Origin of the sequence: Nostoc sp. (genome assembly GCF_036917515.1) — a bacterium.
Classification (GTDB): domain Bacteria; phylum Cyanobacteriota; class Cyanobacteriia; order Cyanobacteriales; family Nostocaceae; genus Nostoc.
Genome location: NZ_JBALDE010000052.1, coordinates 1 through 25355, shown reverse-complemented (window position 1 = coordinate 25355; position 25355 = coordinate 1). Strand labels below are relative to the sequence as shown.

20 protein-coding genes and 1 pseudogene are annotated in these 25355 nt (G+C 40.9%); 8 read left to right on the top strand and 13 right to left on the bottom strand.

Annotated features, from left to right (window positions below; genetic code table 11):
• Positions 1-291 precede the first annotated feature (291 nt).
• Entirely contained in the window at positions 292-858 is a 567-nt protein-coding gene (locus V7K89_RS06670; protein WP_335185500.1) for an antibiotic biosynthesis monooxygenase, read from the top strand.
• Positions 859-1007: 149 nt separating this feature from the next.
• Here V7K89_RS06670 and hetF read toward each other — a convergent pair whose 3' ends face one another.
• The 7 genes and pseudogenes from hetF to V7K89_RS06635 all read right to left on the bottom strand — a co-directional run.
• Positions 1008-3548, bottom strand: coding sequence for a cell division protein HetF (gene hetF, locus V7K89_RS06665; RefSeq protein WP_335185497.1), 2541 nt, complete (start codon positions 3546-3548; stop codon positions 1008-1010).
• A 1818-nt stretch (positions 3549-5366) separates the two neighbouring features.
• On the bottom strand, positions 5367-6101 hold the full coding sequence (locus V7K89_RS06660; protein ID WP_335185495.1) for an FHA domain-containing protein: 735 nt from the start codon (positions 6099-6101) through the stop codon (positions 5367-5369).
• A 688-nt stretch (positions 6102-6789) separates the two neighbouring features.
• Entirely contained in the window at positions 6790-8382 is a 1593-nt protein-coding gene (locus V7K89_RS06655) for a serine/threonine-protein kinase (RefSeq protein ID WP_335185493.1), read from the bottom strand.
• Positions 8383-8975: 593 nt separating this feature from the next.
• A complete protein-coding gene (locus tag V7K89_RS06650; protein ID WP_335185491.1) occupies positions 8976-9806 on the bottom strand; it encodes a phytoene/squalene synthase family protein in 831 nt (276 codons plus the stop codon).
• 1093 nt (positions 9807-10899) lie between these two features.
• Positions 10900-11343, bottom strand: coding sequence for an acyl-CoA thioesterase (locus V7K89_RS06645; RefSeq protein ID WP_335185489.1), 444 nt, complete (start codon positions 11341-11343; stop codon positions 10900-10902).
• 41 nt (positions 11344-11384) lie between these two features.
• Positions 11385-11972 carry a TetR/AcrR family transcriptional regulator gene (locus tag V7K89_RS06640; RefSeq protein ID WP_335185487.1) on the bottom strand — a complete coding sequence of 196 codons (588 nt, stop codon included), beginning with the start codon at positions 11970-11972 and terminating at the stop codon, positions 11385-11387.
• Between the two features lie 335 nt (positions 11973-12307).
• Positions 12308-12547: pseudogene (locus V7K89_RS06635) on the bottom strand (NADH-dependent alcohol dehydrogenase); the annotation flags it as partial.
• A gap of 735 nt (positions 12548-13282) precedes the next feature.
• On the opposite strand from V7K89_RS06635, the gene V7K89_RS06630 reads away from it, so the two are divergent.
• A complete protein-coding gene (locus V7K89_RS06630) occupies positions 13283-14080 on the top strand; it encodes a sulfite exporter TauE/SafE family protein (RefSeq protein ID WP_335185485.1) in 798 nt (265 codons plus the stop codon).
• 50 nt (positions 14081-14130) lie between these two features.
• Here the strand turns inward: V7K89_RS06630 and V7K89_RS06625 are convergent, their stop codons facing one another.
• Positions 14131-14793: a cadmium resistance transporter gene (locus V7K89_RS06625; protein WP_335185483.1), complete on the bottom strand. Its 663-nt coding sequence runs from the start codon at positions 14791-14793 to the stop codon at positions 14131-14133.
• Positions 14794-15022: 229 nt separating this feature from the next.
• Here V7K89_RS06625 and V7K89_RS06620 point away from each other — a divergent pair, with 229 nt between their 5' ends.
• Both V7K89_RS06620 and V7K89_RS06615 read left to right on the top strand, forming a co-directional pair.
• On the top strand, positions 15023-16792 hold the full coding sequence (locus tag V7K89_RS06620) for a beta strand repeat-containing protein (protein WP_335185481.1): 1770 nt from the start codon (positions 15023-15025) through the stop codon (positions 16790-16792).
• Between the two features lie 165 nt (positions 16793-16957).
• On the top strand, positions 16958-17668 hold the full coding sequence (locus tag V7K89_RS06615; RefSeq protein ID WP_335185479.1) for a cadmium resistance transporter: 711 nt from the start codon (positions 16958-16960) through the stop codon (positions 17666-17668).
• Between the two features lie 337 nt (positions 17669-18005).
• Here the strand turns inward: V7K89_RS06615 and cysK are convergent, their stop codons facing one another.
• Both cysK and V7K89_RS06605 read right to left on the bottom strand, forming a co-directional pair.
• Positions 18006-18968 (bottom strand): cysteine synthase A, encoded by a 963-nt coding sequence (gene cysK / locus V7K89_RS06610; RefSeq protein WP_335185477.1) that lies wholly within the window; start codon positions 18966-18968, stop codon positions 18006-18008.
• Between the two features lie 18 nt (positions 18969-18986).
• Positions 18987-19469 carry an RrF2 family transcriptional regulator gene (locus tag V7K89_RS06605; protein WP_335185518.1) on the bottom strand — a complete coding sequence of 161 codons (483 nt, stop codon included), beginning with the start codon at positions 19467-19469 and terminating at the stop codon, positions 18987-18989.
• A gap of 213 nt (positions 19470-19682) precedes the next feature.
• On the opposite strand from V7K89_RS06605, the gene cysE reads away from it, so the two are divergent.
• Together cysE and V7K89_RS06595 are read left to right on the top strand one after the other, a co-directional pair.
• Positions 19683-20411 (top strand): serine O-acetyltransferase, encoded by a 729-nt coding sequence (gene cysE, locus V7K89_RS06600; RefSeq protein WP_442941598.1) that lies wholly within the window; start codon positions 19683-19685, stop codon positions 20409-20411.
• 150 nt (positions 20412-20561) lie between these two features.
• Positions 20562-21152, top strand: a complete 591-nt coding sequence (locus V7K89_RS06595) for a Crp/Fnr family transcriptional regulator (protein ID WP_335185476.1) — start codon at positions 20562-20564, stop codon at positions 21150-21152.
• A gap of 15 nt (positions 21153-21167) precedes the next feature.
• Here the strand turns inward: V7K89_RS06595 and V7K89_RS06590 are convergent, their stop codons facing one another.
• Positions 21168-21350, bottom strand: coding sequence for a hypothetical protein (locus V7K89_RS06590; protein WP_335185514.1), 183 nt, complete (start codon positions 21348-21350; stop codon positions 21168-21170).
• A gap of 3 nt (positions 21351-21353) precedes the next feature.
• On the bottom strand, positions 21354-21533 hold the full coding sequence (locus V7K89_RS06585; protein ID WP_335185474.1) for a hypothetical protein: 180 nt from the start codon (positions 21531-21533) through the stop codon (positions 21354-21356).
• A 151-nt stretch (positions 21534-21684) separates the two neighbouring features.
• Here V7K89_RS06585 and V7K89_RS06580 point away from each other — a divergent pair, with 151 nt between their 5' ends.
• Positions 21685-21816 carry a hypothetical protein gene (locus tag V7K89_RS06580; protein WP_335185472.1) on the top strand — a complete coding sequence of 44 codons (132 nt, stop codon included), beginning with the start codon at positions 21685-21687 and terminating at the stop codon, positions 21814-21816.
• A 238-nt stretch (positions 21817-22054) separates the two neighbouring features.
• Here the strand turns inward: V7K89_RS06580 and V7K89_RS06575 are convergent, their stop codons facing one another.
• Complete coding sequence (locus V7K89_RS06575) at positions 22055-24319, bottom strand: family 10 glycosylhydrolase (protein WP_335185470.1); 2265 nt, start codon at positions 24317-24319, stop codon at positions 22055-22057.
• 204 nt (positions 24320-24523) lie between these two features.
• On the opposite strand from V7K89_RS06575, the gene V7K89_RS06570 reads away from it, so the two are divergent.
• The gene (locus tag V7K89_RS06570) at positions 24524-24991 is read left to right on the top strand and encodes a DUF3592 domain-containing protein (protein WP_335185468.1); all 468 of its coding nucleotides are present in this window, start codon (positions 24524-24526) and stop codon (positions 24989-24991) included.
• Positions 24992-25355: the final 364 nt, after the last annotated feature.

The following is a 25355-nucleotide window of genomic DNA, read 5'->3' as shown; positions in this document are numbered from 1 at the left end:
ACAGAGTTCCTGTATTTCAAATGCACGAATGGGTATAGGTGTACAAATTCCACAGCCTCAAAAAAGTGCTTCTATTTCAATACCAGCAAGCATTTCACCCCAATAATCACCCAATTATCATCCGCGCAATCTCTAAAATGCTCACAAAAATTAGGGTGTCAGCCTTTAATCTTTCCCAGCACTCTTCCTAAAGGAATTCTCTAATGCATTGAAAATCCCAAATTGCTAATCGCTTTACGAAAATCAAGCTAAGTGAAAAAATCTCAAATCCAAAATTGATTGGCATAACTAATGGAGATAGAACAAAACGATCAATTTGTAACTGTGGTTATTACACAACTTGTCAAACCAGGATGCGAAACTGCTTACGAAGCTTGGTTAAAAGAGATTACCAGGGTTTCCAGAACTTACGTGGGTCACATGGGAACAAATGTGATTTGTCCCCAACTTGGGGTGCGAAATGAATATGTGATTATCTTCCGATTTGATAGTTATGAAAATTTAGAGGTGTGGATGACATCGCGCGATCGCGAAGATTTGCTCAGTCAAGGTAAGCATTTAGTTGAATCCGATCCTTATGTTCAAAAAATTAGTGGATTAGAAGCTTGGTTTTCTCTTCCTGGTCAACCATTAAAAACTCCACCGCGCTATAAAACAGCCTTGCTAACTTGGGGAGCTGTATACGTGTTGATTAATTTGTTGAATACGTTTTTAGTACCTCTAATTCGTAGTTTACCAGCCTTGATTATTTCGTTGATTATAACGATTACTATGGTTTTGCTGTTAACCTATGTTGTCATGCCTAGAGTTAGCCGTTTGTTTAGCTTTTGGCTATATCCTAAATCACGAAAAATTTAGCAATTAAAATTACTTTAACTAACCTACTTTTGCCATTTTACATTGCTCCTTTTCTGGGTCTAAAACAATTAGCCGAACTTGGTAGCCTTGGATTAATAAACGTGGCAGTTCTAAGCTATTAAAAGCAATCATTCCACCACAATATATTACTATTCTTCACCTTTTTGCTGAAGGAGCGATCGCCAATCTTCAATCACCTTCTCCGTCCACAGCCAATTTTTAGCTAATTTATCTACCTGAAAATTTTCTGGATCGGACTTGAGAACTGTTTGCCGCAACTTCATCGCTTCATTCAGATACTGTGTTTGCTTACCACTAGATTGACTAAGTGCAGATTTATACAATCCCAGAGCTAAACCAGCATAAGAAGTTAAAGCATCTTGAGGCACTACCGTCTTTGTGGATGTTGAACCTGTGTTCTGTTCTTTGAGAGCTAAATTCAAAGCTTTAAACCAAGAATCATTGGCGCGATTCAGATTACCTTCTGTGTAATAGGCAAATCCCAAAGCGTTATTATACAAAAGCGATTCGGGTTTAGCTTTGGCAGCAGTTTCCCAATAACGACGGGCATCATCGACACTATAGTTATTGTCTCCAGTTTGGATAGACTGCCACGCCAATCTTCCCTTGTAAAAATTCACAGATGGATCGTCAGCTTGTTTACTGGGAATTAGTTTTAAGGAAGTTTCAGCCGCAGCTAGTGCGCCCCGATTGAGTAGTTCTTCTACAGCCAATAAGCCACCTTGCAAGTCACCCTGGCTCAATTTTTCCGTAGCAGTAGCAGTGACAATTCCAGTTGCTGCTATTTCTAAATCGATATTCGGCTGCTTGTGGATCAATCGAGAATCAGGTAGAGACTGAGTAGAAATTTCTGGTATTTTAGGCAGTACTTGGGGTCGATTTTGCCACCACCAATTTAAACCGATCGCAGCTGCTAACGCACTGATTCCCACAACGCCCACAATTGGCCACAGCTGACGGCGACGGGTACGATTTCTTGGTGGGGGTAGTTGCGATGCCTGCGGCGGACTATGCCTACGCGAAAAATTAGAATTTTGCCAATTTTCTTCAAGGTTCCCAGGAGTTGCAAGTGGCGGTGGGGGAACTTCTCCCCACAAATCTGCTGACTCTTCAGAAGAAGTCATTTCCTCTGAAATCTGGCTTTGGTGAGGACTATTTTCGCTAATTTGTCGATCTGGTTCAGTTGCAGCTTTTTGGTTATCTAGCTGACGAAACAAATCCGAAACTATCGCAGAATCTTCTTCATAACTTGGGTCATCATACTCAATTTCATCAACCAGATCGCCCCAAGTATCTTCACCTAGCCAGTCTAACCCAGAATCACGCGTCAAACCAGAAGGAATCATGTCTTCCATTCCTAAAGGTATCTCGTTATCATCAGGCATACCAGGGTACATCGTGGAAGTTGCCCCTAAAGGCGAACTATACTGATTCAGCGACTCTGTACTTGCGGATATCTCAGTTTCCTGACTCAGAAAACCGTCAAATTCTGGCTGGAGATATAAAATCGGTAATGCCCAGTACATCTGGTGAGAACCATAAGCAGAAATTAATCCTTGGCGCACCCGACTTACACACAAATCTACTGGATATCCCTGACTTAAGTTGCGGTAAAACAATTGTGTAAGCGTCAACGCTACTTCATCAGGAATCCGTTCTGACATCGCCAAAACGCTTCTAATTCCGCGCTTCACCAGACTTTCCGCTAAGTTTCGTTCGCCAGTATCTCCAGAGGGATTGGACGCTGCTATGTACGCGCCCAAGCAGGAATTAAACACTGCCATTTGGATATTATTGTTAACGAGCAAACCTGCCAAATCGTCCCCAGTTAAGATTTCCGTTAAGCCAGTTCTGCGACTAACAAGATAAATTTCTCCGCCATTTGCGCCTAAATTACTATGACCAGAGTAGTGAAGAACGTGGTATCTACCTTGTTCTAGGGCTTGCGTCAGTTCTTCCCGTCCTGGTTGGTCTAATACAGTGAGTTCAATTTCGGGGAAACGATTGCGACCTTCACCAGGTCGTGACGTTTGACGGTGAAGTTCCGCTTGCAGTTTAATTGCTTCCTGTTTCTGTAAGTTAAGACGGACTTGATCTGAGGGAGAAGCAATTACCATCAAGACTTTGACACCACCTTGTTCTAGTGGTGTGGGCATATTTTGCGTAGGCGTAGCCCCCCGCAGGGATCGCAAAGGAGAAGCCCCCGAAATTCCACTTTGGAAGCGAGAAAAAGCCACATAAGGCCCAGTAGCCAAAGGGCGATCGCCTGCGTGCATTACTTCCCAAGGCAAACGAGCTAATCTAGTATCTTTTAATCCTAAGCGTAACCGTAGTACTTGTTGATGGTTCTGGGCGATACCTTGGGCGGTAATCCAACTATCTCTGAGAGTGCCTTGAAATAGGGCATTATAAAATTGTTGACCCAATGCCACTAAATTCACAGAGTTTCTGGCGATATCGCTTTCATGCCCGCCAGAGGTAAATGGATCTCCTTGCAACACCGAATTCAACGGGTCATTCATCAAATGCCCAGCAGCCATCAACCAATCAGCTATAGGCCAAGTCACCAATTCTTCTGCCAATGGTACCCCAGGCGCGACTTGTTCCGTCCGCACCAAGTAGTCATTTTGCCCTACTGGGGTTACGGAAATATGGAATTCCTGGGTCACAACTTTTCCTGTCCGCCTCCTAAATCTGGTTTGAAACGCGAAAGTTTCAAGTCGATTTTTCGCTTCCTCTGATAATTTAGATGCATCGCGCCCCTAAATGTTTCTGATTCGGTGTCGTTTTGGTTTTTCCGCCTTTACAACTTTATCCGGATCGGATTACTTGGGTCTAGAACACTTAATTGGTAGATGCACCTTGATCTTCAACTCCCCTAGTTGGCTAACACCCACTGGGGGTTTTTTTATTTTCGGCAAACAACAGCAACTTCTGACGCAGATATTCTCTACCAGAAAATAGTGCTTAATCCTAGAATACTTGATTAATAGATGGATATCCCTCGATCTTTAACTTCCCTAATTGAGTTCACATCCACTGGGAGTTTTTTTTGATACACGACAACAATCAATTTTTTAATAAATTTATCCGGAGGATGGTGGTTAAACCTAGAACATTTAAGTGGTAGATGCACCCTGATAACTAGCTCCCCTGGTTGGCTAACGCCCACTGGGGGTTTTTTTATGAAAATTGAGTGCTATTGATTAACCCTGATACACCCATTTTGTCAAGCAGCGCACCGAGCGTTTAATTGGTAGGTCTGTCCTGATAACTAACCCCTCTGAGGTTTTTCTTCGCTCGACAAACAGTAACAACTTCAACCTCTGCTAATTTAATCCGGTAGCGACCCATTTATTTTAGAAAAGATTATTGGTAGATGCACCCTGATAACTCACTCCCCTGGTTGGTTAACACCCACTGGGGGTTTTTTGTAGTTGCGTCACCGATAACGAATGCGTCTGGTATAGAAATGTTGGCGAGTTTTTTACTCTCAAAGACGCTACGCGTAACTTGCTTCTCCATAGGGGTACGAGCTTCACAGCCCATCCTAAACATTGCCTCTAATTTAGTTCTTTTTTCCCGGAAGATACTAGTTGCCCCTAGAAAAGATTATTGGTAGATGCACCCTGATAACTCACTCTCCTAGTAGGTTAACACCCACTGGGGGTTTTTTTGTTTAAGAAAAATAACTGACCCTGATAACTCACTCCCCTGATAGGTTAACACCCACTGGAAGTTTTTTCTACTAGTTGCGTTACCAATAGTGATCGCAAATGCGTCTCGTAGAGAAATCTTAGCGAATCTTTTGCTCTCAGAGACACTACGCGTAGCTTCCTCCTCTACAGAGGTACAAGCGTCACAGCCGTTTTAGACATCGCTTCTCATTTAGTTCATTTTTCCCGGAAGATACTGGCTGCCCCTAGAAAAGATTATTGGTAGATGCACCCTGATAACTCACTCCCCTAGTAGGTTAACACCGACTGGGGGTTTTTTATTTAAAAAATAACTGACCTTTGTACAAATTTATCCGGAGTATGGTCTTCAACCTAAGAACATTTAATTGGTAGATGCACCCTGATAACTAACTCCCCTAGTAGGTTAACACCGACTGGGGGTTTTTTTTGCTGTAGACTCGTAGCCGTGAGCCACATAACTGGAGTACATCACTATCACTGTTGCTACTGCTGATAGACCTTGAGTATCCTCCTGTTGCTAGGATAAAGCATAACTTACTCACTCAATCCTTGAATTGCTTTCTTTTTATTGTGAGCTAGAGATGCCACTCCAAAATGATTGCTATGATATTTAATCACATTCTTAATTTTTTTTATATATTTTGACGAGTTCCCTTTTAACTTTCACTATTTGTCTGTCTCAGCAAACCTTAGCTTCTTACTCAGTACAAACTAACAGACTAAATGTCAAGCTACCGCTAACAGCACTCCTGAAGCAGTTGAAAATTTCTAGAAGTTCCAATTTTTGATCTAGCTGAAATTAGACGGTATTTGTGTGGTAAACAGGCGGTCTAAAATTTCTGATTTCTGTTCTGAACTAAAGTTGTCATAAAAATTTTCAAGCTTCTCAACTATTCCGAAATTTCTGAAAGCCTCTAAATTAGAATCTGATTTTTCAGTTAGAGATTTTTGTCTATTTTGGGAATAAGTAAGCATATCTACTGTATGATTATTCCTGCGATGCACAAGCTGCATCAATAAATCCATTGCAACAGTTGGCAGAACACGGTAGGTATAATTCACAAAAAAATCAAAAGTCATATTTCCTAGACGGATGCGATCGCCATCTTTGAGCTTGATCGGCCTAAGAGCGCGATTACCATTCACAAACGAGCCATTGGTACTGTTAAAATCAATTAAGTAAAAGCCTTGCTCGTCAATATGCTGAATAGCAGCGTGGCGACGAGACAGATGACTGTCAGCAATGTAAATACCACTGTTGCGATTACGACCTATCGTCCAGATTTGTTGTGGCTGTCGTAAACTCTGAGTCTGATTGTTGCTCAAGTTAGTCATCAGATAAACAGCAGTATTATCCACTACACCATGTACGTAACCCGCCTTGACTCTTCTCAACGACGGTTGAGATAGGTTTTCTAGCTGAAGAATTTCATCTAGAAGGCTGCTGTGATGTTCATACAACTTGAGGAATACTTGATATAAAGTTAATCGGCGTTCTATTTCCGTTTGTGCAAAGTCAGTCATTATACGTAAACCTTATACTACCTGATTTTGGTTGTGATACACTTTTTCAGCCGACAATCAGGAATAATTAATTTTTTGCTTTTTGCTGCCATCTGAAAAATTTAGTGGTTTAGAATCATTCTATTTTTAAAATTTTAGATGTGAGATTTCTTGTTGTTTATAGCCATAAAAAGTATGGAAATATTTTTATAAAATTATTATGGTGCTTTATTGTTTATTGTAAATAATCATTTGTTATTTGTAACAGATAAAAATCATAAAGATTTCATGAAGAATCTACAAACATCTATGTGTTTTTACTAGATAGTTGGATATTTATTAATATTCGTGATAGTGATAGCTACCGAGCGACCTAAACATATATATTTGGTCAATTCTGAATAAATCTAAGTTTTTATCGAGAATAATCAGGGCTAATTTCCCAGATGTGAGAAAAGTTGAGCCTTGTGATTCTTAGAAAACAAGCGTTTTAAAATTATTCATAAAAATGGAGAGTTTAAAAGCAGAGAGTTGAGGCTATTCTGCTAATCTCAAATAATTGATTTCAATAAAAAGGGTTCATCCGTCAGGATAATCTAGAATCTAATATAGGAGAATATTCGGATAAAGTACAGCGACAAGAGAGGCTATTCCCGACGAATTGGGAAACCCCATCCGTCTATAGGCTGGGGTAGTTCACACTTTAAAATCACAATAAGCCTCGTTTCCCATTGGGACGCACAGTCATCCAATTTGTTTTTGCTAGTGCTAGCTGCTCATCAGAAATTTTGGCACTGGTGAGATTAGCACCACACAGATTAGCTCCTCGGAGGTTAGCATTACTGAGATAAGCATTGCTAAGGTCTGCACCTCGCAGGTCTGCTCCTTCTAAATCAGCATGGTTAAAGTATGCTTTGCTCAAATTAGCATCTTTAAGATTTGCTCGAGTGAGACTGGCTCTACCAAAGTCACTATTGTGAAGATTAGCTCCCTGAAGATTGGTTTTTTGCAATTGAGCAGAATGGAAATTTGTTTGAGATAAATCAGCACCTTGCAGATTCAGCAAATTTAAATCGTGTAAGGCAAAATCTCGTCTTCCCTTCAGATAAGCTGTTAATAAACCTTGGGTATCTAACTTCCGCCCAACTTTAGAATTTTGAACTTGTAAACCATTGCTGTTGCTAGTGAAAGTCGTTGATTTGGCCATCCCAGAACCCTGGTGTAATCCTGCGGCTTCCGCTGTCTTGGCTCGTCTAGCACGAATTGCAGCCGCGACTTGTGCTACTCCAGTACTAGTAGCAGGGTTGTTACATAGAACAGCAGAGTTTTCCAGGTGGTTATATGTTCGCTCTCTAGATCCATTATCAGATTTAATCAGCAAACCCTTAGATAAACTATCTAAGTATGGTTCTATTTCCAATGCTCTAAGAACTTCTGCCGCTGACTGATAGCGATTACGTACAGACACCTCTAACATTTTTCGCAACACATTGCTTAAGTGATCGCTCACTTGCACAAGCTGCTCCCACATCATCTCGCCAGTGTTAGGATTGTAATCTAAATCTTTAGGAGTTTTGCTAGTCAGTAAATAAATGCATGTTACCCCTAATGCATAAATATCACTGGCGTAGACTGGACGCATAGCCATTTGCTCTGGAGGTGCAAAACCAGGAGTACCAATAGCATACGCAGTTAATGCTGTTTGTCCTGATGGACTTGTCGCACTTTGGCTAATTTGGTTTTTGACGGCACCAAAGTCGATGAGTACCATTCTGGCATCTTGAGTGCGGCGAATTAAGTTGGCTGGCTTGATATCACGGTGAATCACCTTTTGCTCGTGGATGTATTGCAACAGTGGCAAAATCTCACTTAAAAATTGCTTAACTCCAGTTTCGCTTAAGATGCCATTAAGTTTGACCTCCTCTTGCAAGGTATCGCCACTGATATATTCTTGAACTAAGTAGAATTGTTCGCGATCTTCAAAATAGTCTAACAATCTTGGTACTTGGGGATGATTGCCAATCTTACCTAGAGTTTTGGCTTCTCGTTCAAAAAGTTCTCTGGCCATCTGCAAAACGTGTGGGGCGCTTCCTGATGGGCGTAATTGTTTGATTACGCAACTCGGTTCTCCTGGTAAGCCTTGATCGTTGGCTAGGAAGGTCGCTCCAAAGCCACCCTGACCTAATGGTTTGATTGCCTGATAGCGATCGCGCAACAGTAGTTGCGAGCCACAAGACTGACACCTTTGGCTATATACCAAATTTTCTGGATTGGAACAGGTAGGATTTAAACAGTAGCTCATGCACTCTCAACTCGCTGCACGAATAATTACGGGGAGTGTTATACTCCCTTTCAATTATTTAGACATTAATCAACTCTTGCCAGGTAATTTTTGCTGGAAATCCTTTGAAGAGTTTCTAAAGTTTAACTGAGATTACCTAAAGCAATCGCTAAACAAGATTATTTATTATACTTAAGTAGGTAGGCGTAAATATTTATCGTTGGGATAAGGCAGGAGGCAGGAGACAGAAGGGAAGAGGGTTTTAGCCTTGTTCATTTTTGTTAACATAGTTTGGTTTTATTCTGCCGACCTACTTACATTGGCAAATACTGTTTATGCTACTTTCTACCAATTCGTAATTCCTAATGACGCTCTCTCAAGGCTTGTGGCGTGCATCACACTGTTATCCCATTTAGAAAATCAGCTCTAATCTGGTTTTTTGCATGGGAGATATTGGTATTAAAAGGTATTGGAGGGCAGTGCCCAACGCCAGTTACTATATTTGGGGAAACCCCAAGACCGTACTGGCTACCCTACAGAAAGTCGCTGTAGAATTTTGGATGCCCAAATTTGGAGGCAATTTAGAATCATCTCCATTAGTCGTTAAGAGATTATTAGCTAGCTTTCATGTTCACACTAATCAGCTGTTCGATAAGTGCAAAAACATCACTGCGGCTGAGTTTCTCTTTACCATTAGCAAGGGCGTCAAGAGTGCCGTTTGCCAAAGTGAAGGGGATTTGACAAAAATCTAAGGCTGGCCCGGTAGGAAGGTCTTTGATATAAGCTTCTGCCAGAGTTAGATTGCGCCGGGCATACTCTTGCATATTTTCTGCACTCCAACCTTCTGGGAAGAATTCTACCCCACGCCCCAAATCTTCAGTATGATTACGCAAGATATTGACTGCTTGTAAACCCCGACCAAAACCAATCGCCTGGGTACGGTTCGTTTGTGTTCCATCATACCAAGTCCACAAGTCAGAAAGTAACAGTCCCACTGCACCTGCAACTCCAAAGGTATAACGATCTAAATCAGATTCTGTATAAATTTTCCAGTTTTTTTCTGCCCAATAAGCCATCCGGTCTGCCATTGCAGCAGTGGCATCCCAAATTCGAGGTGCAATGGTGTCTGGTGCTAGCAGTGACCATTCTCTAATCCTCAAAGTGACTTCTTCTAATGAATTCTCATATCCACTAAATCCTGCAAAGAAAGCATCTACTGCGAAGCCATCAACTCCTGCCTGTAATGTCAGGCTAATGGTTCTTAACAGCTTTGCTTTAGTAGCATTATCTAGTTCAGGATGATCTTCAATTTCATCAATAGCACGCATACACAAATATGCTGATGCTACTGCTTCTTGCAATCCTGGCGGTAAAAGACTAATTGGGATATAAAAAGTTCGGCTAGTTTCTTTGAGGATTTGCAATGCATTTCTACGTAAATTCATGTTTTCACTCCCCACTTGATTTTTGCACCACATGAAGTTTGCAGTTTTTTGATGATACTGGATATAGTTTTGACTAAACCTTAAAAACTATAGACTATAAGATACGCTACTATTTCATCTAAAAATTGATAGTTTTTGGTGTTGCAATTAACAAAACTCTCAAATTTATCAAAGTCTAGTCTAGTATAGAGGTTTTTGGGTGCAAAAGTGTTTGAAGTGTCGTTTGATATAGCTTTCATCAACTTTTAGCATACATATAAATAATTATGGTAATATTTGGTTGGATATGACGAAATTTTTCTATAAGCAAACATCCATTTTCGTGATTTGAAAGTGCTTGAAGTCTGCGTTAATCTGACTAACAAAGTGTAATTATTGTATATATAAAGACAATTCAGGAAAAGCTGACAATGGATAACAGCATTTGTACATACCTTTGGATGGGTACAGTGGTTTACCGAAGAGTTAGGGTCAGTTAAATGGGACGACATATAAGGCTGCAATGCCTAAGTTGGAATATACCTAATCGATTGGAGTCAGAACCGCCTTGCTGTTCAAAGTGACATAAAGTGACCAAAACTTAAAACAAGAAGTTCCCGTATATTTATGAGATTGACAATAAAAAGTTGGTTGTTTGGCCACTCAACACAATATTTGTGAATATTTGAGCTTTCATATCATGTCCGCTTGATTGCTTATTAAACCCTAATAACCCCAAAGAGCTTAAGCTACACTTCATCGCCCCTCCCCGCTTGTCTACGGTGCACACACAAGTCCTAAAAACTTAAGCTTGATGAGGCTTTCCTCGTTCCTATAGTCTGCATAGGAATGAGAGGAAAATAGTAAATCGAGCTTTTTTCAACTTTTGTATATGCTAGCCCCGCTTGCGGAGAGGGGATTAAAGGGAAGCATCAAGAAATTAGTAAGTTTTATAGAGACCCCTCCCAATCTGCTCTTACCAAGGGGAGGTGCCGCAGACGGTGGGGTTCTTTCGCGTATTCATGCAAAAATCGGTATTATAGTCCAGATTATGTTTACAAACAAACCGAACAGTCTGTAAAAACTCAAAAAAATATTGAAGTATTCTCAATGATTAAATTTTCTGAATCCCTTGTTGATAGTGTAAATACTTTTTCTGTAATTCCTCTGGAATGGGAATCAGACGATTATTTTGCAGACTGACAAAACCACCCTTCTGGCTAGCTACTGCTGCTAACTCATTGTTAGAGAAAATTTCAGCTTGCACAGTCCACTTTAAGCGTCCTAAACTACTCAGCCATAAACGTCCAATCACCCGATCAATAATCTTTATCGGACGTTTATATTCAATTTCAGTTCCGGCTAGAATCGGTGTATATCCTAGCTCAATTTGTTGATTGAGTTGCCAATGTTCATCTAAAAACTTTAGACGTAAATCCTCTAGCCATCTAATATACACGATATTACTCACAATTCCCATAAAATCAATGTCGTATGTTTTTACAGGAATTGCTAATACTACTTCTAATGGTCTGTGTAAGTTGTTATTTTCTAGCATTATTTTTCTTAATATTTTTTCTTACTGCTCAATCTGTTCAATTAAAGAAAAGTTTCCAAATATTGATTCAGGTGATTAATTACCCTATGGATATGAATTGAATTTCCATAAAGCTTGCTGATCATTATGCCTCCTTCCAGTGTTGCGATGATGATGGTAGCGATTTCATCAGCACTCACTTCTGGGCGAATTTCACCCTTTTCAATTCCTTTTTCAATAATTCGACAAATTAGATGCAGCCAAGAGTTCATCGCTTGTTGAGCACGTTCTCGCAACGCCGGATGAGCATCATCACTTTCCACAGCAGTATTCAGCAGTGGACATCCTCCCTTGATCAGTGGATTTTCTGCGAAGCTACTAAACACCCCAATGATTGTTTGCAGACGTTCTACTGCGTGGTGTTTGCTTCGTAATGCAAATCTAGTATGCTGCTTAATGCGAGCGATCGCAAAATCAAAAGCCTGTAGCGCGAGATCATCTTTGCTTTGGAAGTGATTGTAAATTCCTCCTTTCTGCAATCCAGTTACATGCATAATGTCTGACATCGATGAACCTGCATACCCCTGTTGATTAAACAGTTCGGCTGCTTGCTGAAGAATTCTGGTTTTTGTTTCTTCGCCTTTAGACATTACAGCGATTTTGATAGTAAGGAGTAGGGAGTTTATTGAATTGAAAATAGCTGTAAATAAAATATTACCGACCGAATGGTTTGATTTAATCTAGCATGATAGTTGCTTGCAAGTCAAGCTTTTTTCAATACTGAGTAAAGAACTAGTACAGTATGGCGTAAATAAACATACCCCTTCGGGTTCGGCAGTTCCTCATGGGGGGTTCCCCCCATGAGGAACTGCCGAACCATTTCAAATGGCGCAAGAGCTTGGAATATAATTATGCGTGACTTTTGAATGCGTGACTTTTGACTTCCGCCTTGCGGTACTAGGCATTGGCTATTCCCCACTCCTCATTAAGCAGACAGAGTTAAAATCTGCTCGACTACCAAAGAATTAAAATCTTGATGTTCGCCCAAAGCTACAGTACCGCGCTTTTCAAAACTTTCAATAATTAATTACAGAAATAGTATCAAGTCCAACACCATAATCAGACAAGCGCGTGCATACACCAACAGACCCAAAGAAATTGCGAGTTTTAGCGAGATCGCTTCAGTAACCCGCTTTTCTTCACTACCATCGACAATTCCCCAAACTGTACCGAAGGGCAGAGCAGCCTTTACAGGTAGATCTTGCGAGAAGTTTTCTATGAGTCATTAAACTAGGGAATTGGAATTGACCTTAAGTATTGTAATCACTTCCAGGATGTTGCCTAATTGCAACATAAATGCGATATATCGCATCTCTACAAAGTTTGGAGTTATCCTTATGGTTATAATCTGTAGGTAAATTTTTTAACAATCAGTCCGTAGTGAGTTTGACGGACTGCGGTGTATTATCCAGATAATTGAGCAATATACAACGCGAATACGCTGGACGTTTAATCATACTTACGAGTAAAATACGGTAAGTGCATCGTCTTACGTGCTTTTATATGTAAAACCGCAGAAAAACCAATTATAAGTTGAGTTTAGCAGAACGACTGACCAAAAAGCAGTTATCAAAGCATGTTTGAGCTAAATGCCAGTTGTCATGCTGACAAAAACTTCCAGACAGGTTTTAAGTTGTCCAGGAATCCTTGAAAAACACAATAACTTGTCATAACTAGCTCTGTCTATCACTGGGCTATATGTTTGGCTGAGTTGCTGCTCTCTAGCAGTGAAGCTTTAACTGACTTTCAGTTCTAGCTGCTCGTAGTTAAGTCAGTGAACAGTTATCAAGGCTTCGTTTGGGAATTTAACAAACCCTTAGCGACGCTGCTCACTTATAAAAGTGGGAGACTCAACAGGACTCTGATAACTGATAACTAATTGTTGAAACCCCCAAAGAGTATGCACTATTTATTACTACCGTTCTTTAGCTTTTTTGTTGGTATCATCGTCGGTTTGACGGGAATTGGTGGAGCCTCTTTGATCACACCAATGCTAATTTTTGTTTTTCAGATTCCGCCTTCTATCGCTGTAAGTTCTGATGTTGTGGCCGCCACCTTGATGAAAATTGTTGGTAGCGTCAAGCATTGGGAACAGAAAACCCTTAACACAGAAGTTGTCAAATGGCTGGCTTTCGGGAGTGTTCCAGGCTCATTGTTTGGTGTGGCGATTTTGCACCTCATTAAACACACAGGTGAGTATAACCTGGATAACATTTTGCTCCGTTTGCTTGGCGGGATGATTTTGCTAGTCACAGTGTTAGCACTAGTGCAATTGTTATTATTGACTTTTTTACCCAAATTTAATTTACCCGAACTGCCAAAGTTAGACTTAGAAACTAACTTTGGTCGATTTACAACAATTACTTTGGGAGCAATTTTAGGCTGTTTGGTTGGTCTAACTAGCGTCTCTTCAGGTTCAATGTTTGCCCTGGTGCTGATTGGGTTTTTCCGGCTTGATGCAAGGAAGTTGGTGGGTACAGATATTTCACACGCAGCAATTTTACTGCTGTTTACAGCTCTCGGTCATCTCAGCCTGGGAACAGTTGATTGGAGTTTGGTACTGCCTATATGGCTAGGCTCTGTGCCTGGGGTGTTACTAGGCGCTAAAATCTGCCAGGTAGCTCCGCAACGTCCACTACGGTTTATCATTTATGCCATTTTGATGATGGTAAGTTGGAAATTAGTCCATCAGGTGTAACCAATTTGAGATTTCCAATTCCAAATTCAGCATTCAACACCCAACATTGATTAACTTTTCATCCAAGGTAGTAGAGTAAATGTACCTCGCTCATACATAATGAGTAGACCCAAGCCAATTAACACAAAAGGTACGACAGCTCGACCGTAGCGACTTAAAATATCAGCAATGGTAGGTTGACGGCTTAAAAAATAAGCGATCGCACACCAAACCCCTATCATGATAAAAAATATACTTAAAATTACTCCCAAGCTGGCAAGATTGTTTCCAGCGAACAAAGGGATATATATACTAATGTTGTCACCACCATTAGCGATCGTTACTGCTGCGACTTTATAGGTTTGGGGTTGCAAAATACTCAAAATAAAAGACAATACCGAGTTAGTAGGTGTGGACTCCCTAAAATCACTACTGACTGTCTGAACTGTTATAGTTTCTTCTTTTCTAGATACTAATTGCTGAATACCAATAGCAATTGGTAACAATCCTAGTAATCCTATCCATTCTCGCTGTACAATTAATCCCCCAAAAAATCCCGGTAAGCTAGCGATGATAATGGCTGTAAAACCCAGATATTGACCGAGTAAAATATGCCGTCGTCGAAAGTTAACATCTACCTGTGAAAAAAAGATTAACAAGATAATGATGTCATCTATGTTAGTGGCGATGAAAGCAATTATCCCTTGACTGAAGGCTGTCCCTAGCTGACTCATGCTGGATTTTTAAAATTTACGATTTACCACCATACCAAATTCACTAATTCGTAATTCGTAATTTGTAATTATTGAGTTTAAATCCCTTACTAAATTATATTTTTTGGTGGTTTATAAGAAAATTGGGAGTTAAATTTCAAACTAATTTAATTACGAATTATTTTAACCTTCTGGCACAACTAAGCTTTAAAATGACCAAGTAATTATTCTCATAGAGAGGATTTTATCAATGCCTAGACTTACGGTTCCACCTAATTTTATCGGTACTTCCAGTATCGATACTTTAGCCGCAGAAGAGTTAAATGCATCTGTGGCAATTGGTATTGATATTTCAAATGGAAGTGTGATTAATACGTTTTCAGGAAATGACAGTATTACTGGTACTGGTAAGCCTAGCACAGGTGGTACTAAGCCTAAGAAACCTGTTACTGGCATCGGCATTAATAACAGTGGCACTCTCAATGCAGGGGATGGAAGTGACATTATCACTGGCATCGGTACTGGTTTGAAATTTATACCCACTGGCATCAACAACAGTAGTAGTCTCAATACAGGGAATGGAATTGGCATTAGCAACAGTGGCAGTTTAAAAGCTGGAAACGGAAATGACACTATCACTGGCACTAGTACTGGCGTTACTCCAACCGGCATCAGCAACAGTGGTAGTTTTGATGCAGGGAACGGAAATGACACTATCACTGGCACTGGTACTGGTGGCACTGGCTTCCGTGTCTTTGGTACACCCAATGCTCTTAAAGACCGTAAAGGCGATACTGGAATCGGCATCAGCAACATTGGCAGTTTTGATGCAGGGAATGGAAATGACACTATTACTGGCAACGGTACTGGCAGTATTGGCAGCACTGGCGGCTTTCAGGGAGGCGATGATTCTAAAAGTGGCGACGGCGGTACTGGAATCGGCATTAGCAACAGTGGCAGTTTTGATGTAGGGAATGGAAATGACACTATCACTGGTATTGGAACTGGTGGTAATGGTCGCCAAGGCATCCCTTATGTCTCAGTTGGTTTTTTCAGTTACAGCACCAAAAGCGGCGACGGTGGTACTGGAATCGGCATCAGCAACAGTAGCAGTTTTGATGCAGGGGACGGAAATGATACTATCAGTGGCACTGGCACTGGTGGTAATGGTGGCGGAGGTACCAGCGGTGAGGTTAATGGCGAAAGCGGTGACGGCGGTGTTGGAATCGGCATTAGTAACAGTGATAAACTAAATACTGGCAAAGGAGAAGATACCCTTGTCGGCACTGGTACTGCTGGCAGCAACGGCAAATATACAATTATCCCTATTACATTCCCGACGATCATCATTAAAGATGACACTATCCCCAGTGCACAGAGCATCAGCTCTACTAGTATTGACAGCCAGAATAAGAACATCGAAGACGCTACCATCATTACAGAACCGAGCAAAAGCAGCATCGGCATCCAGAACATTAAAAAAGCTATTATCACTACTGGTGAGAACAAGGACACGATTAAGGGTTCTGCAAACAGTTTGGAAGCAAACACCCTAGCTTATGGCATCTTCAATGACGGCATTATTGATACTGGTAATGGCCATGACATCCTCACTGGACAAGCAACAACCACAATTGATGGTACTGCCTATGGCATTTATGGGCAAGGAATCATTAGGACTGACGATGGGAATGACAAAATTACCGCTACCAGTAATATCGATAAAGTTCAACAGAAAGTCACTATTGGTGGTGGTATCCGCTTTGAACTAGGGGCTGGAAATGACTACTTCAAAGGGTTCGGGTCTGCAATTGTTGATGGCGGGAATGGTTTTGATACCCTTGATGTGAGCGCTTTCAAGCGTTCTGAACTTAGTGTATCTGGTATTATTTCTGGCAAGAGTCTAAACCCTGCCAACATTACCTTCAACAACAATGGCAACCTCATTACCCTTTTGACAATTGGCTTTGAGAATTTTATCTTTGCAGATAGCTCTTTCTCCTACAGCAGTTTGACCTGAAACAAGAATTACCACAATTCAATTAGACATCTGGTAAAAAAGAATGTAGAAACGCAGCAGTGCGTTTCTACAAGGGTTCTGGATAACACATATTTAATTTCTAGAAATGTCTTAGGTAAGATACTCCCTGTAAGATAAAAGCATATCTATTGTTTATTTTAAAATATGAACGAGTTAGTTACTGCAATTACTACAGGATCAATTGCGTTCATTGCCACTAACATTGATGATATTGTCATTCTATTGTTGTTTTTTTCTCAAATAAATGCTACCTTTCGCCACAGGCATGTAGTTGTCGGTCAGTTTATAGGTTTTACAGTTTTGTTAATCTTTAGTCTTTCTGGTTTATTTGGTGGGTTAGTTTTATCAAAAAGCTGGATTGGATTACTTGGTCTACTCCCAATTGCCATAGGTATCAGCAGTTTAGTCAATAAGGAAGAAGATGCATTGCAAGAAGTTGTAGCTACAACTGAAGAATCTAAAGCATCAACAATTACTAGTTTCCTATCTCCTCAAACTTACAGTGTGGCAGCCGTTACAATTGCTAATGGTAGTGACAATATTAGTGTCTATGTGCCGTTATTTGCTAGCAGCAACTTAGAGAGTTTTGTGATAATTATCGGATTATTTTTTCTATTGTTAGGAGTTTGGTGCTATGTGGCATACAAATTAATTAACTACAGAGTAATAGCTGATGTATTGACTCGCTATGGTAATCATATTGTACCTTTTGTCCTGATAGGATTAGGTGCTTTTATTGTATTAAAAAGTGGAGCTTTGAGCTTAATAAAGCTAGCTGCTAGTTGTTTGTGTTTGGTGATTTTGGTAAAAAATCATGAAGATAGCGATGAAATTGGCAAAAATTCTAGTAGGTAATCAAGCCCATTTTAAATTTAGATTTTTCATCTAAATCTAAAAAATCGGTTTCGAGAAAAAGGATTGAGCAGTGGGTGATACCAATTCATGAAAATCCTGATATATATAGATTTATCGTAGGGGCATGGCATTGCCATGCCCCTACCAAGGTATTTTTATTATTAAAGTGAAATAGTATGACAATCTCAAGGATTTTCAATTAAAAAAATATCCAAGTAGGGTGACATTAGGCTTAACGCCGTAATGCACCGCCTAACAGATAATAGGTGCGTTACGCTGTCGCTATAACACACCCTACTAGATAATTGATTTTTTAGAAGTCCCTAAAATCTAAAAACTAAACTTTACTCAACCACTCATTCTCCTCTGGATCTTTAAACAGTGAGGTACTGAGGTAGCGTTCGCCGAAGCTGGGCTGTATCATGACGATTAAGTGACCTGCATTTTCTGGGCGTTGTGCTACTTGAATAGCAGCATACAACGCAGCACCAGTAGAAATGCCAGATAGTAATCCTTCTTCTTTTGCCAGACGACGGCTGTAAGCGATCGCTTGTTCATCCGCTACCTGAATCACTTCATCTACCATTTCTGAACGGTAAATTGCTGGGATAAATCCTGCACCAATACCCTGGATTTTGTGAGGTCCTGATTTACCACCCACTAATACCGGACTGCTGCTTGGTTCAACTGCGATCGCTTGAAAACTCGGCTTCCGTTTTTTTATAACTTCTGCAACTCCCGTAATTGTTCCACCAGTACCCACTCCCGCCACGAGAATATCTACTTCTCCATCGGTATCATTCCAAATTTCTTCAGCTGTGGTTTCGGCGTGAACTTTTGGGTTAGCAGGGTTGCGAAACTGCTGCAACATATAAGCATTGGGCGTTTTAGCTACAAGCTTTTCTGCATGAGCGATCGCTCCTCGCATCCCTTCTACCCCTGGCGTTAACTCTAGTTGAGCGCCATAAGCTTTGAGCATGGATCGTCTTTCGTAGCTCATTGTGTCAGGCATGGTTAGAATGAGATGGTAGCCCTTGGCAGCTGCCACCATCGCTAGCGCAATTCCTGTATTTCCAGAAGTCGGCTCTACTAAAACAGTTTTTCCGGGGTGAATCAAGCCTGCTTCTTCCGCCGCTTCCACCATACTCGCGCCAATCCGGTCTTTCACAGAAGATGCTGGATTCATGCTTTCTAGCTTCACCACAATCCGAGCAACCGCTCCTGAAGCTTGGGGAATTTTGTTTAATTGAACTAAAGGAGTTCGTCCGATTAACTCTGTGATATCTTTCGCTATCCGCATGGGGGTACTCCGTCGTGTCTAAATATAATACATTGGACTCTGCTGGGCACGAGTTTCTCTTTCCTCGCACAAGTCTTGGAGTGTATAACGACCCAAAACTTCAATTGAGGCAGCGTTAGCTTGCTCCCAAACTTCATAAACTAGAGTCTTTTCTAGAGTCGGAGAGTTAGAGGTATCTTTCTCTTTCCGCTCGCCTTCGACCAAAGTTACAATTTCAAGTATTGTAATCTGCCAAGGTTCACGAACTAAAACAAAACCTCCTTTAGAGCCGCGTTGACTCTGCACCACACCAGCACGCCGGAGGTTAGTCAAAATTTGTTCCAGATAGCGCTCAGGTATTGGTTGCTTGGCAGTAATCTCGCTCATGGTTAAAGGAAGTTTTTTTCCGTGGTGGCTTGCTAGTTCTAAGAGTGCCAGCAGCGCGTATTCCACTTTGGAAGACAGATCCAAGAGAGTGTAGTTTTGGCTATTCAACACTGTACTCAATATACTACGGTGAATTGAGGGACTTATCGCAGTTTACGCGAAATTAATTTTTTTCAATTGTGGAATGTGATAGCATCCCACTTATTCCCCACAAAAACACTATAATCTATCGACTTACCGTAGATTGCTATTTAACATAATTCCCATAAATAACTCGATCTTTTTGTGGGAATTATCCTGAGTTTCTGTTTTCAGAGTCTCACTTACCAACAAAAATCTCAACAGAGTATGCTACTAACTGATTTGCAAACCATTTTTGAGCGTGACCCAGCAGCCCGTAACTGGCTAGAAGTATTGTTTTGTTACCCTGGACTTCATGCCCTAGTGTTTCATCGATTGGCACACTGGCTGCATAAAATTGGAATTCCCTTTATACCAAGATTCATCTCTCATCTTAGTCGGTTTTTAACCGGAATTGAAATCCATCCTGGGGCATTAATTGGTCAGGGAGTGTTTATTGACCACGGGATGGGAGTAGTGATTGGTGAGACAGCAATCGTGGGCGACTATGCCCTAATTTATCAAGGTGTCACCCTTGGCGGGACAGGGAAAGAAAGCGGCAAACGCCACCCAACTTTAGGCTCTCATGTAGTTGTGGGAACGGGTGCGAAGGTTTTGGGAAATATTCAAATTGGCGATCGCGTCCGTATTGGAGCCGGTTCTGTGGTGCTAAGAGATGTGCCCAGTAACACTACTGTAGTTGGGATTCCAGGGCGTGTGACTCGTCAAAACAACTTACCTACCAATGTTCTGGATCATGATAAATTCCGTGACGTAGAAGCTGAAGTAATCCGCGCTTTATTTGAACGCGTCAAGTCTCTAGAGAAACAGTTTGAGCAGTTGGAAGATCAATCAAGTTTGTCTCCAACTGAACTTGGCGACGAATTAACCGACAACCCTAAGAGCAAAAACTCTGATGGGATGATTGAAGATTTTCTTGATGGTGCGGGAATTTAATTTGGGAAATGGGGCATTGGGCATTGGGCATTGGGCATTATTATTCCTCCCCTGCCCCTCTGCTCCCCTCTTTAAAATACCCATAGGTTCTTATAACCTGATATAAATGTAATACTACGGTTAATTTATCGGAGAATAGTTTTATATAATATGGTGTCTTTGTACACAAGCTTCTCTAGTTCAAACAGTAACAATACTAAGCAACTTTTTGCCCGTAGGTCATTTCTACCAGAGCATCATAACGACCTTTGGAAGATTGAAACGGGTTTTGTCAGAACTTTTAGCTATCTAGAAGATGGTACAACTGTTGCTCTGGGATTGTGGGGACCTGGAGATGTCGTTGGTAAGAGTTTGTCAAAATTAGAACCTTATCAGATGGAATGCCTAACTAAAGTGGAGGCGACAGTCTTACCTCTAAAGGAGTGGACTGAACTAACAGAAACTTTACTTGCCCATATCCAACAAGCTCAAGAATTGACGATCATTCGTAGTCATAAAAAAGTGGATACTATGCTCATCAAGCTGTTGGCATGGTTATCCAAAAAGTTTGGTTCGGAAGTTGAGAAGGGACGTTTAATAGATATGCGTCTAACTCATGAAGACCTAGCAGAAATGATCGGTTCAACTCGTGTGACTATCACTCGTGTTCTTGGGCAGTTTGAGCAAGAGGGCTTGATCGATCGTCTTTCCCTACATCGAATTGTGTTGCGAGAAGAAGAAATTTGGTACTATGAAATTTAAATTATTTCAGTAAAACTAGCTATCGCCGTCAGCATTCAACTTGCCCACAATTCTAAGATTCAAGGATTCTAGGTAAGCTAAATCGCTAGAAATTTGTGGCACTGTTCCCCGCAGTTCAATGTCAAAGCATCCTTCTGCATCTGCATTTGGTTGTAGCATAGCTTTGGTAATATTAACTATTAAGCCATAAGTAGAAATTAACTATGAAATCACGGGCGCTTGCAGATAGTATTTGGGAATATGTATCCGCAGGCGAATCTGAGTAACTTGGCTTTTTTCGTAAACTGAAGAAACCAGTAATAATCTGTTTTGGGAATTGGTTTTTTGATTAATTAGTGCTGCCATTGGATAGCGATCGCTATAAACGCTAGACAAATCCAACCAAATCGGTATTCCCAGTTTTTCTAAATAACTCAGGCTAGAGTACCCAGATTTCTCAAAGCCTTATAGAACCTAGATTCAAGTGTTTCATACTGCATCAAAATTTTTAGCTCTCAGAAATGCCCAAAAAATACTCAGGGCAAAGGTTACGATGAATGCGAACGTGGGACTTGTGAGAAATGCGAGAGTAGAGTTGCTTTGTTCTCCCCTACAAATCCAAGTCAAACCAGCCATCATCCTACGTATAGGGTTGAAGCAGCGTACTGGTGATATTGACTGTTAGCCCATAACGAGAAACTAACTTGGAAATCACTGGTTCTACTTAGTGGTTGACTTTTACTAGGCTAATAGCCACAGTGATTTAAACTGTTGCTGTACTTATAGAAGAATATGCTTGGGTTGAGGATAATTGGTCTTTCAAGACGCGATAAATCGCGTCTCTACATCAGGGTTTGGCCATTGTTTGCGTAAATCCTGGGTTAATTGAACGCTATCTGAGTAAGTAAGTCTTTACTTTCTTCTTACCGCCGACTGCGAAAACCTTGTTTACCATTAACTTGGTCAAAAAGTACATCGTATTTATCAAACAAGGCGATTCCAGGATTTACAAATATAGTCAGTTCTGCTTGTGGCGAGATACTCAAATTCCAGCGATTAAATCCGTCACGGGTTCCTGGTGTCAAACTGTAATCAAAAATGCCATTAATCCCTACTTTCACAGCATTTGCTGACCCTAATACTCCGGGTTTGAGTTTACCTACTGTAGAAGCTGACTTAAATTCAGTTAAACCATTAATAGTTCCAGTATCAGCGATCGCTCTACTATTACACGAATTTTTTGCAGAACTTCCAGCAAGAGTTAAACAAACTTTACTCAGTCGAGAGTCCCATCTTTTACCCGGTACACCATTAATTTCAGGTTGTTGACTCCAAGAAGCCATTTTGAAACCTGCTTGATTCTCAGCAGTTAAACCGAGAATTAGGCTGCCATTGTTGTTACTACCACCATTGCCAACAACGATAAATCCGTTACTCAGATTGCCTGGTAATTTTCTCAACGGGTTATAGGGAAGTGATTTTTCAAAATAGTTAACACCAATAATTCCAGAAAATGGTACACCACTATTTGCCGAACATTTAGGTTTTTGGGCAATACATTGGCGACTAGTAACAACCTGTACGGGAACACGTTCGGCAGTGGGAATTAAACCAAAGCGGACATTAGCGTAAACTAATTCTCCTTCCAGGATAGTACCATCACTTAATACCTCCTTGATATTTTGACCTGTTCTTTGGATCGGAGAATTACCTAAAAACTCTTTGGGAACTCTTAGCCCTGCTGACCCTGTATCTAATAAAATACGTTTTGGTTGACCATTTGCGATCGCAACTTCCAAAAAATAGCCGCGAACACGTTGCCCAAGGGAAGGTTTGGGATATAAAGGTAAAGATACGGTGTTAAAAGTTGACTTGCGGGGTGTATTTTGCGAGATATCGCGCAACGCTGAATTTGGGAAAAGAGCTGCAAATGCAGACTGGCGTTGTGCTGCTGGTTCAGGGGCAATATCCCAAAGGCTTTCGTAGTAGAAAAAGCCGATTCCTAAACCGCGTTGTTGGACTGCTTCTACCTGAGATTTGATTTGTGGGATGGCAACTGGGCGATTTCGTAACCCCGCCATAATACCGATACCAGTTGGGATGATTTGTTGGGTTTCTAAAATTTCTGGGCGGGTAATTTGAGCGATAAAACTTTCCACATCATTTCGGTACACCTGCATCACCAACTCATCGACAATACCCAACCGTACCCAGTTGAGCCAATCTTGCAGTTGCATTTTATAGGCGAAATTATAGTAATTAGGAGCAACTGAAAAAATAGCATTCGGTTTTCTAGCTTTCACAGTTTGGTAAAGGTCTACCATGAAGGCACTAATTTTATCTGCCCGCCATTTTATCCATGCTTGGGCTAGGGGATTCGGTGGAGGAGGATTGCCAGTTTCTTGAGTATATAGACTTATCGTGTACTTATCGTAACCAAATTCTACAGGTAAACTCGTATGGTCGTCAAATTGAACGCCATCAGCATCGTATTGAGTCATAACTTCCATGACGAGTTCGCGGATAAAGTTTTGCACTTCTGGGTGAAAGGGATTTAACCACGCTACTTCACCCGCAGCACTAATTGAAGTTTGAGTGCCATCCCCTTTTTGGGTTAGCCAATCTGGATGCTGTGATGCGAGTTCCGAAGTTAGAGGAACCATAAAACCAAATTCAAACCAGGGTATTGCTAGTAACCCTTGGCTATGGGCTTGAGTAATAATGTCTGCAATTACATCTTGTCCATCTATTCCCTTGAAGAAAAAGGGAATACCCATTTTCTGCATGATGGCGCTGGGATATTGTGTATAACCATCATTCCAAACTATTGGATAAACAGTATTAAAATTTAACTGCCGCAGTTGGCTCATGGCTGCTTGCACCCGTGAACGATTTCTAAAAACACTAAAATCGTTACCACTTAACCACACTCCCCGAATTTCCTGACGAGGTTGAGGAGGTAGTTGGGCAACGGCAGGGGCAAAGCTGTTGAGTAACAATACCAAAAAAAATGATATTAGACATAATAATGGCAACAGACGCTTTTTCAAAAGCCACGGCGATGTCTCTTGACTCGCTACGTGTAGCTTGCTTAAACCTAGTAGTACTTGTCTGTGTACAGGCTTAAATAGTAAGTTAGTTAGAATTGGATTAATTTTTCTACTTTTTTGCCAAAACTGAACTGTCATTACTTCTGCTTACTAAATGAGGTTAATTGGTTATATTTAATACCATATAAACGTTAAATTGTTACACCAGAAAAACTGATGCAGTAATTTAGCTGTAAGATATTTGACGCAGTTATAAGGTTAGTAGTGCCAAAAAAATGTTTCAAATGTAAGCTATAGTCGAGATGCTGTGATGAAATTTATTGTTGTGCCATCGTCAAACCCATGAATTTCAAACCTCACCAAAACACTTTTGACGACAAACTAAGCGCAAGTATTGGGCTGGTCATTGGATTGCTGTTTATTGGAGGTGGTTTTTGGGTACGTAACATCATCGCCCATGAAGGTGCAACCCTAAACGAAACACGCGGCACAGTGGTAGACAGCATCAGTCGTCGCGATCGCAGCAGTACGAACAATAATGATAATGAGCAAAAAGAAACCTATGCGCCAGTTATCGAGTTTCTAGCCAACGGTGAACGCACTCGTTTTACAGGCAGTTATGAGTCCTACCGTTCCAGCAACGGTCAGATGGTAGTGGTACGTTACAATCCTAAACAACCCATAAGCACTGCGCGTGTGGTGAATCCGTTGGAAGGTTTAGTACCTTGGGGAATGTTTGGTATGGGTGGGTTAGCTGTGGTTTTTAGCGTGGGCGCACTGTTGCCTATACGCTGGTCTTCATCTGGGTGACTATAGAATTGATAGTTATAGTATTGCTCAAAATAGAAATGCGATCGCCTTACCGCCGACTTATATCGTGTCCGGCTAAATACTTATCATTTAGATCGCAGTTCTTGCAAGGGGAAAGAGGCTTTTGGGATTTTTGCACAGATGCGGTAATCATAAGTGATTAACCGAACTTGATATTACTTACACAAAAATAGTAGAAGAGCAGTTGTCTTGGTAGTCATTGGACTATTTTGATTTTCGTGCTGACTTTGGCGGCGTTCGGTGTGCACCAAAATATAGCGGTTCTCAGTTGGGTGCAATATAGTAACAGCAGTGGGTGAACCATCCAATAATGTCTTTTTTAGTTACCGCATTCAGAGCATTT

Bases quoted from the DNA above. Each gene is read 5' to 3' on its own strand.
- V7K89_RS06670 (WP_335185500.1), top strand. From the start codon at position 292: ATGGAGATAGAACAAAACGATCAATTTGTAACTGTGGTTATTACACAA.
- V7K89_RS06660 (WP_335185495.1), bottom strand. From the start codon at position 6,101: ATGACTGACTTTGCACAAACGGAAATAGAACGCCGATTAACTTTATAT.
- V7K89_RS06655 (WP_335185493.1), bottom strand. From the start codon at position 8,382: ATGAGCTACTGTTTAAATCCTACCTGTTCCAATCCAGAAAATTTGGTA.
- V7K89_RS06650 (WP_335185491.1), bottom strand. From the start codon at position 9,806: ATGAATTTACGTAGAAATGCATTGCAAATCCTCAAAGAAACTAGCCGA.
- V7K89_RS06645 (WP_335185489.1), bottom strand. From the start codon at position 11,343: ATGCTAGAAAATAACAACTTACACAGACCATTAGAAGTAGTATTAGCA.
- V7K89_RS06640 (WP_335185487.1), bottom strand. From the start codon at position 11,972: ATGTCTAAAGGCGAAGAAACAAAAACCAGAATTCTTCAGCAAGCAGCC.
- V7K89_RS06630 (WP_335185485.1), top strand. From the start codon at position 13,283: ATGCACTATTTATTACTACCGTTCTTTAGCTTTTTTGTTGGTATCATC.
- V7K89_RS06625 (WP_335185483.1), bottom strand. From the start codon at position 14,793: ATGAGTCAGCTAGGGACAGCCTTCAGTCAAGGGATAATTGCTTTCATC.
- V7K89_RS06620 (WP_335185481.1), top strand. From the start codon at position 15,023: ATGCCTAGACTTACGGTTCCACCTAATTTTATCGGTACTTCCAGTATC.
- V7K89_RS06615 (WP_335185479.1), top strand. From the start codon at position 16,958: ATGAACGAGTTAGTTACTGCAATTACTACAGGATCAATTGCGTTCATT.
- cysK (WP_335185477.1), bottom strand. From the start codon at position 18,968: ATGCGGATAGCGAAAGATATCACAGAGTTAATCGGACGAACTCCTTTA.
- cysE (WP_442941598.1), top strand. From the start codon at position 19,683: ATGCTACTAACTGATTTGCAAACCATTTTTGAGCGTGACCCAGCAGCC.
- V7K89_RS06595 (WP_335185476.1), top strand. From the start codon at position 20,562: ATGGTGTCTTTGTACACAAGCTTCTCTAGTTCAAACAGTAACAATACT.
- V7K89_RS06580 (WP_335185472.1), top strand. From the start codon at position 21,685: ATGAATGCGAACGTGGGACTTGTGAGAAATGCGAGAGTAGAGTTGCTT.
- V7K89_RS06575 (WP_335185470.1), bottom strand. From the start codon at position 24,319: ATGACAGTTCAGTTTTGGCAAAAAAGTAGAAAAATTAATCCAATTCTA.
- V7K89_RS06570 (WP_335185468.1), top strand. From the start codon at position 24,524: ATGAATTTCAAACCTCACCAAAACACTTTTGACGACAAACTAAGCGCA.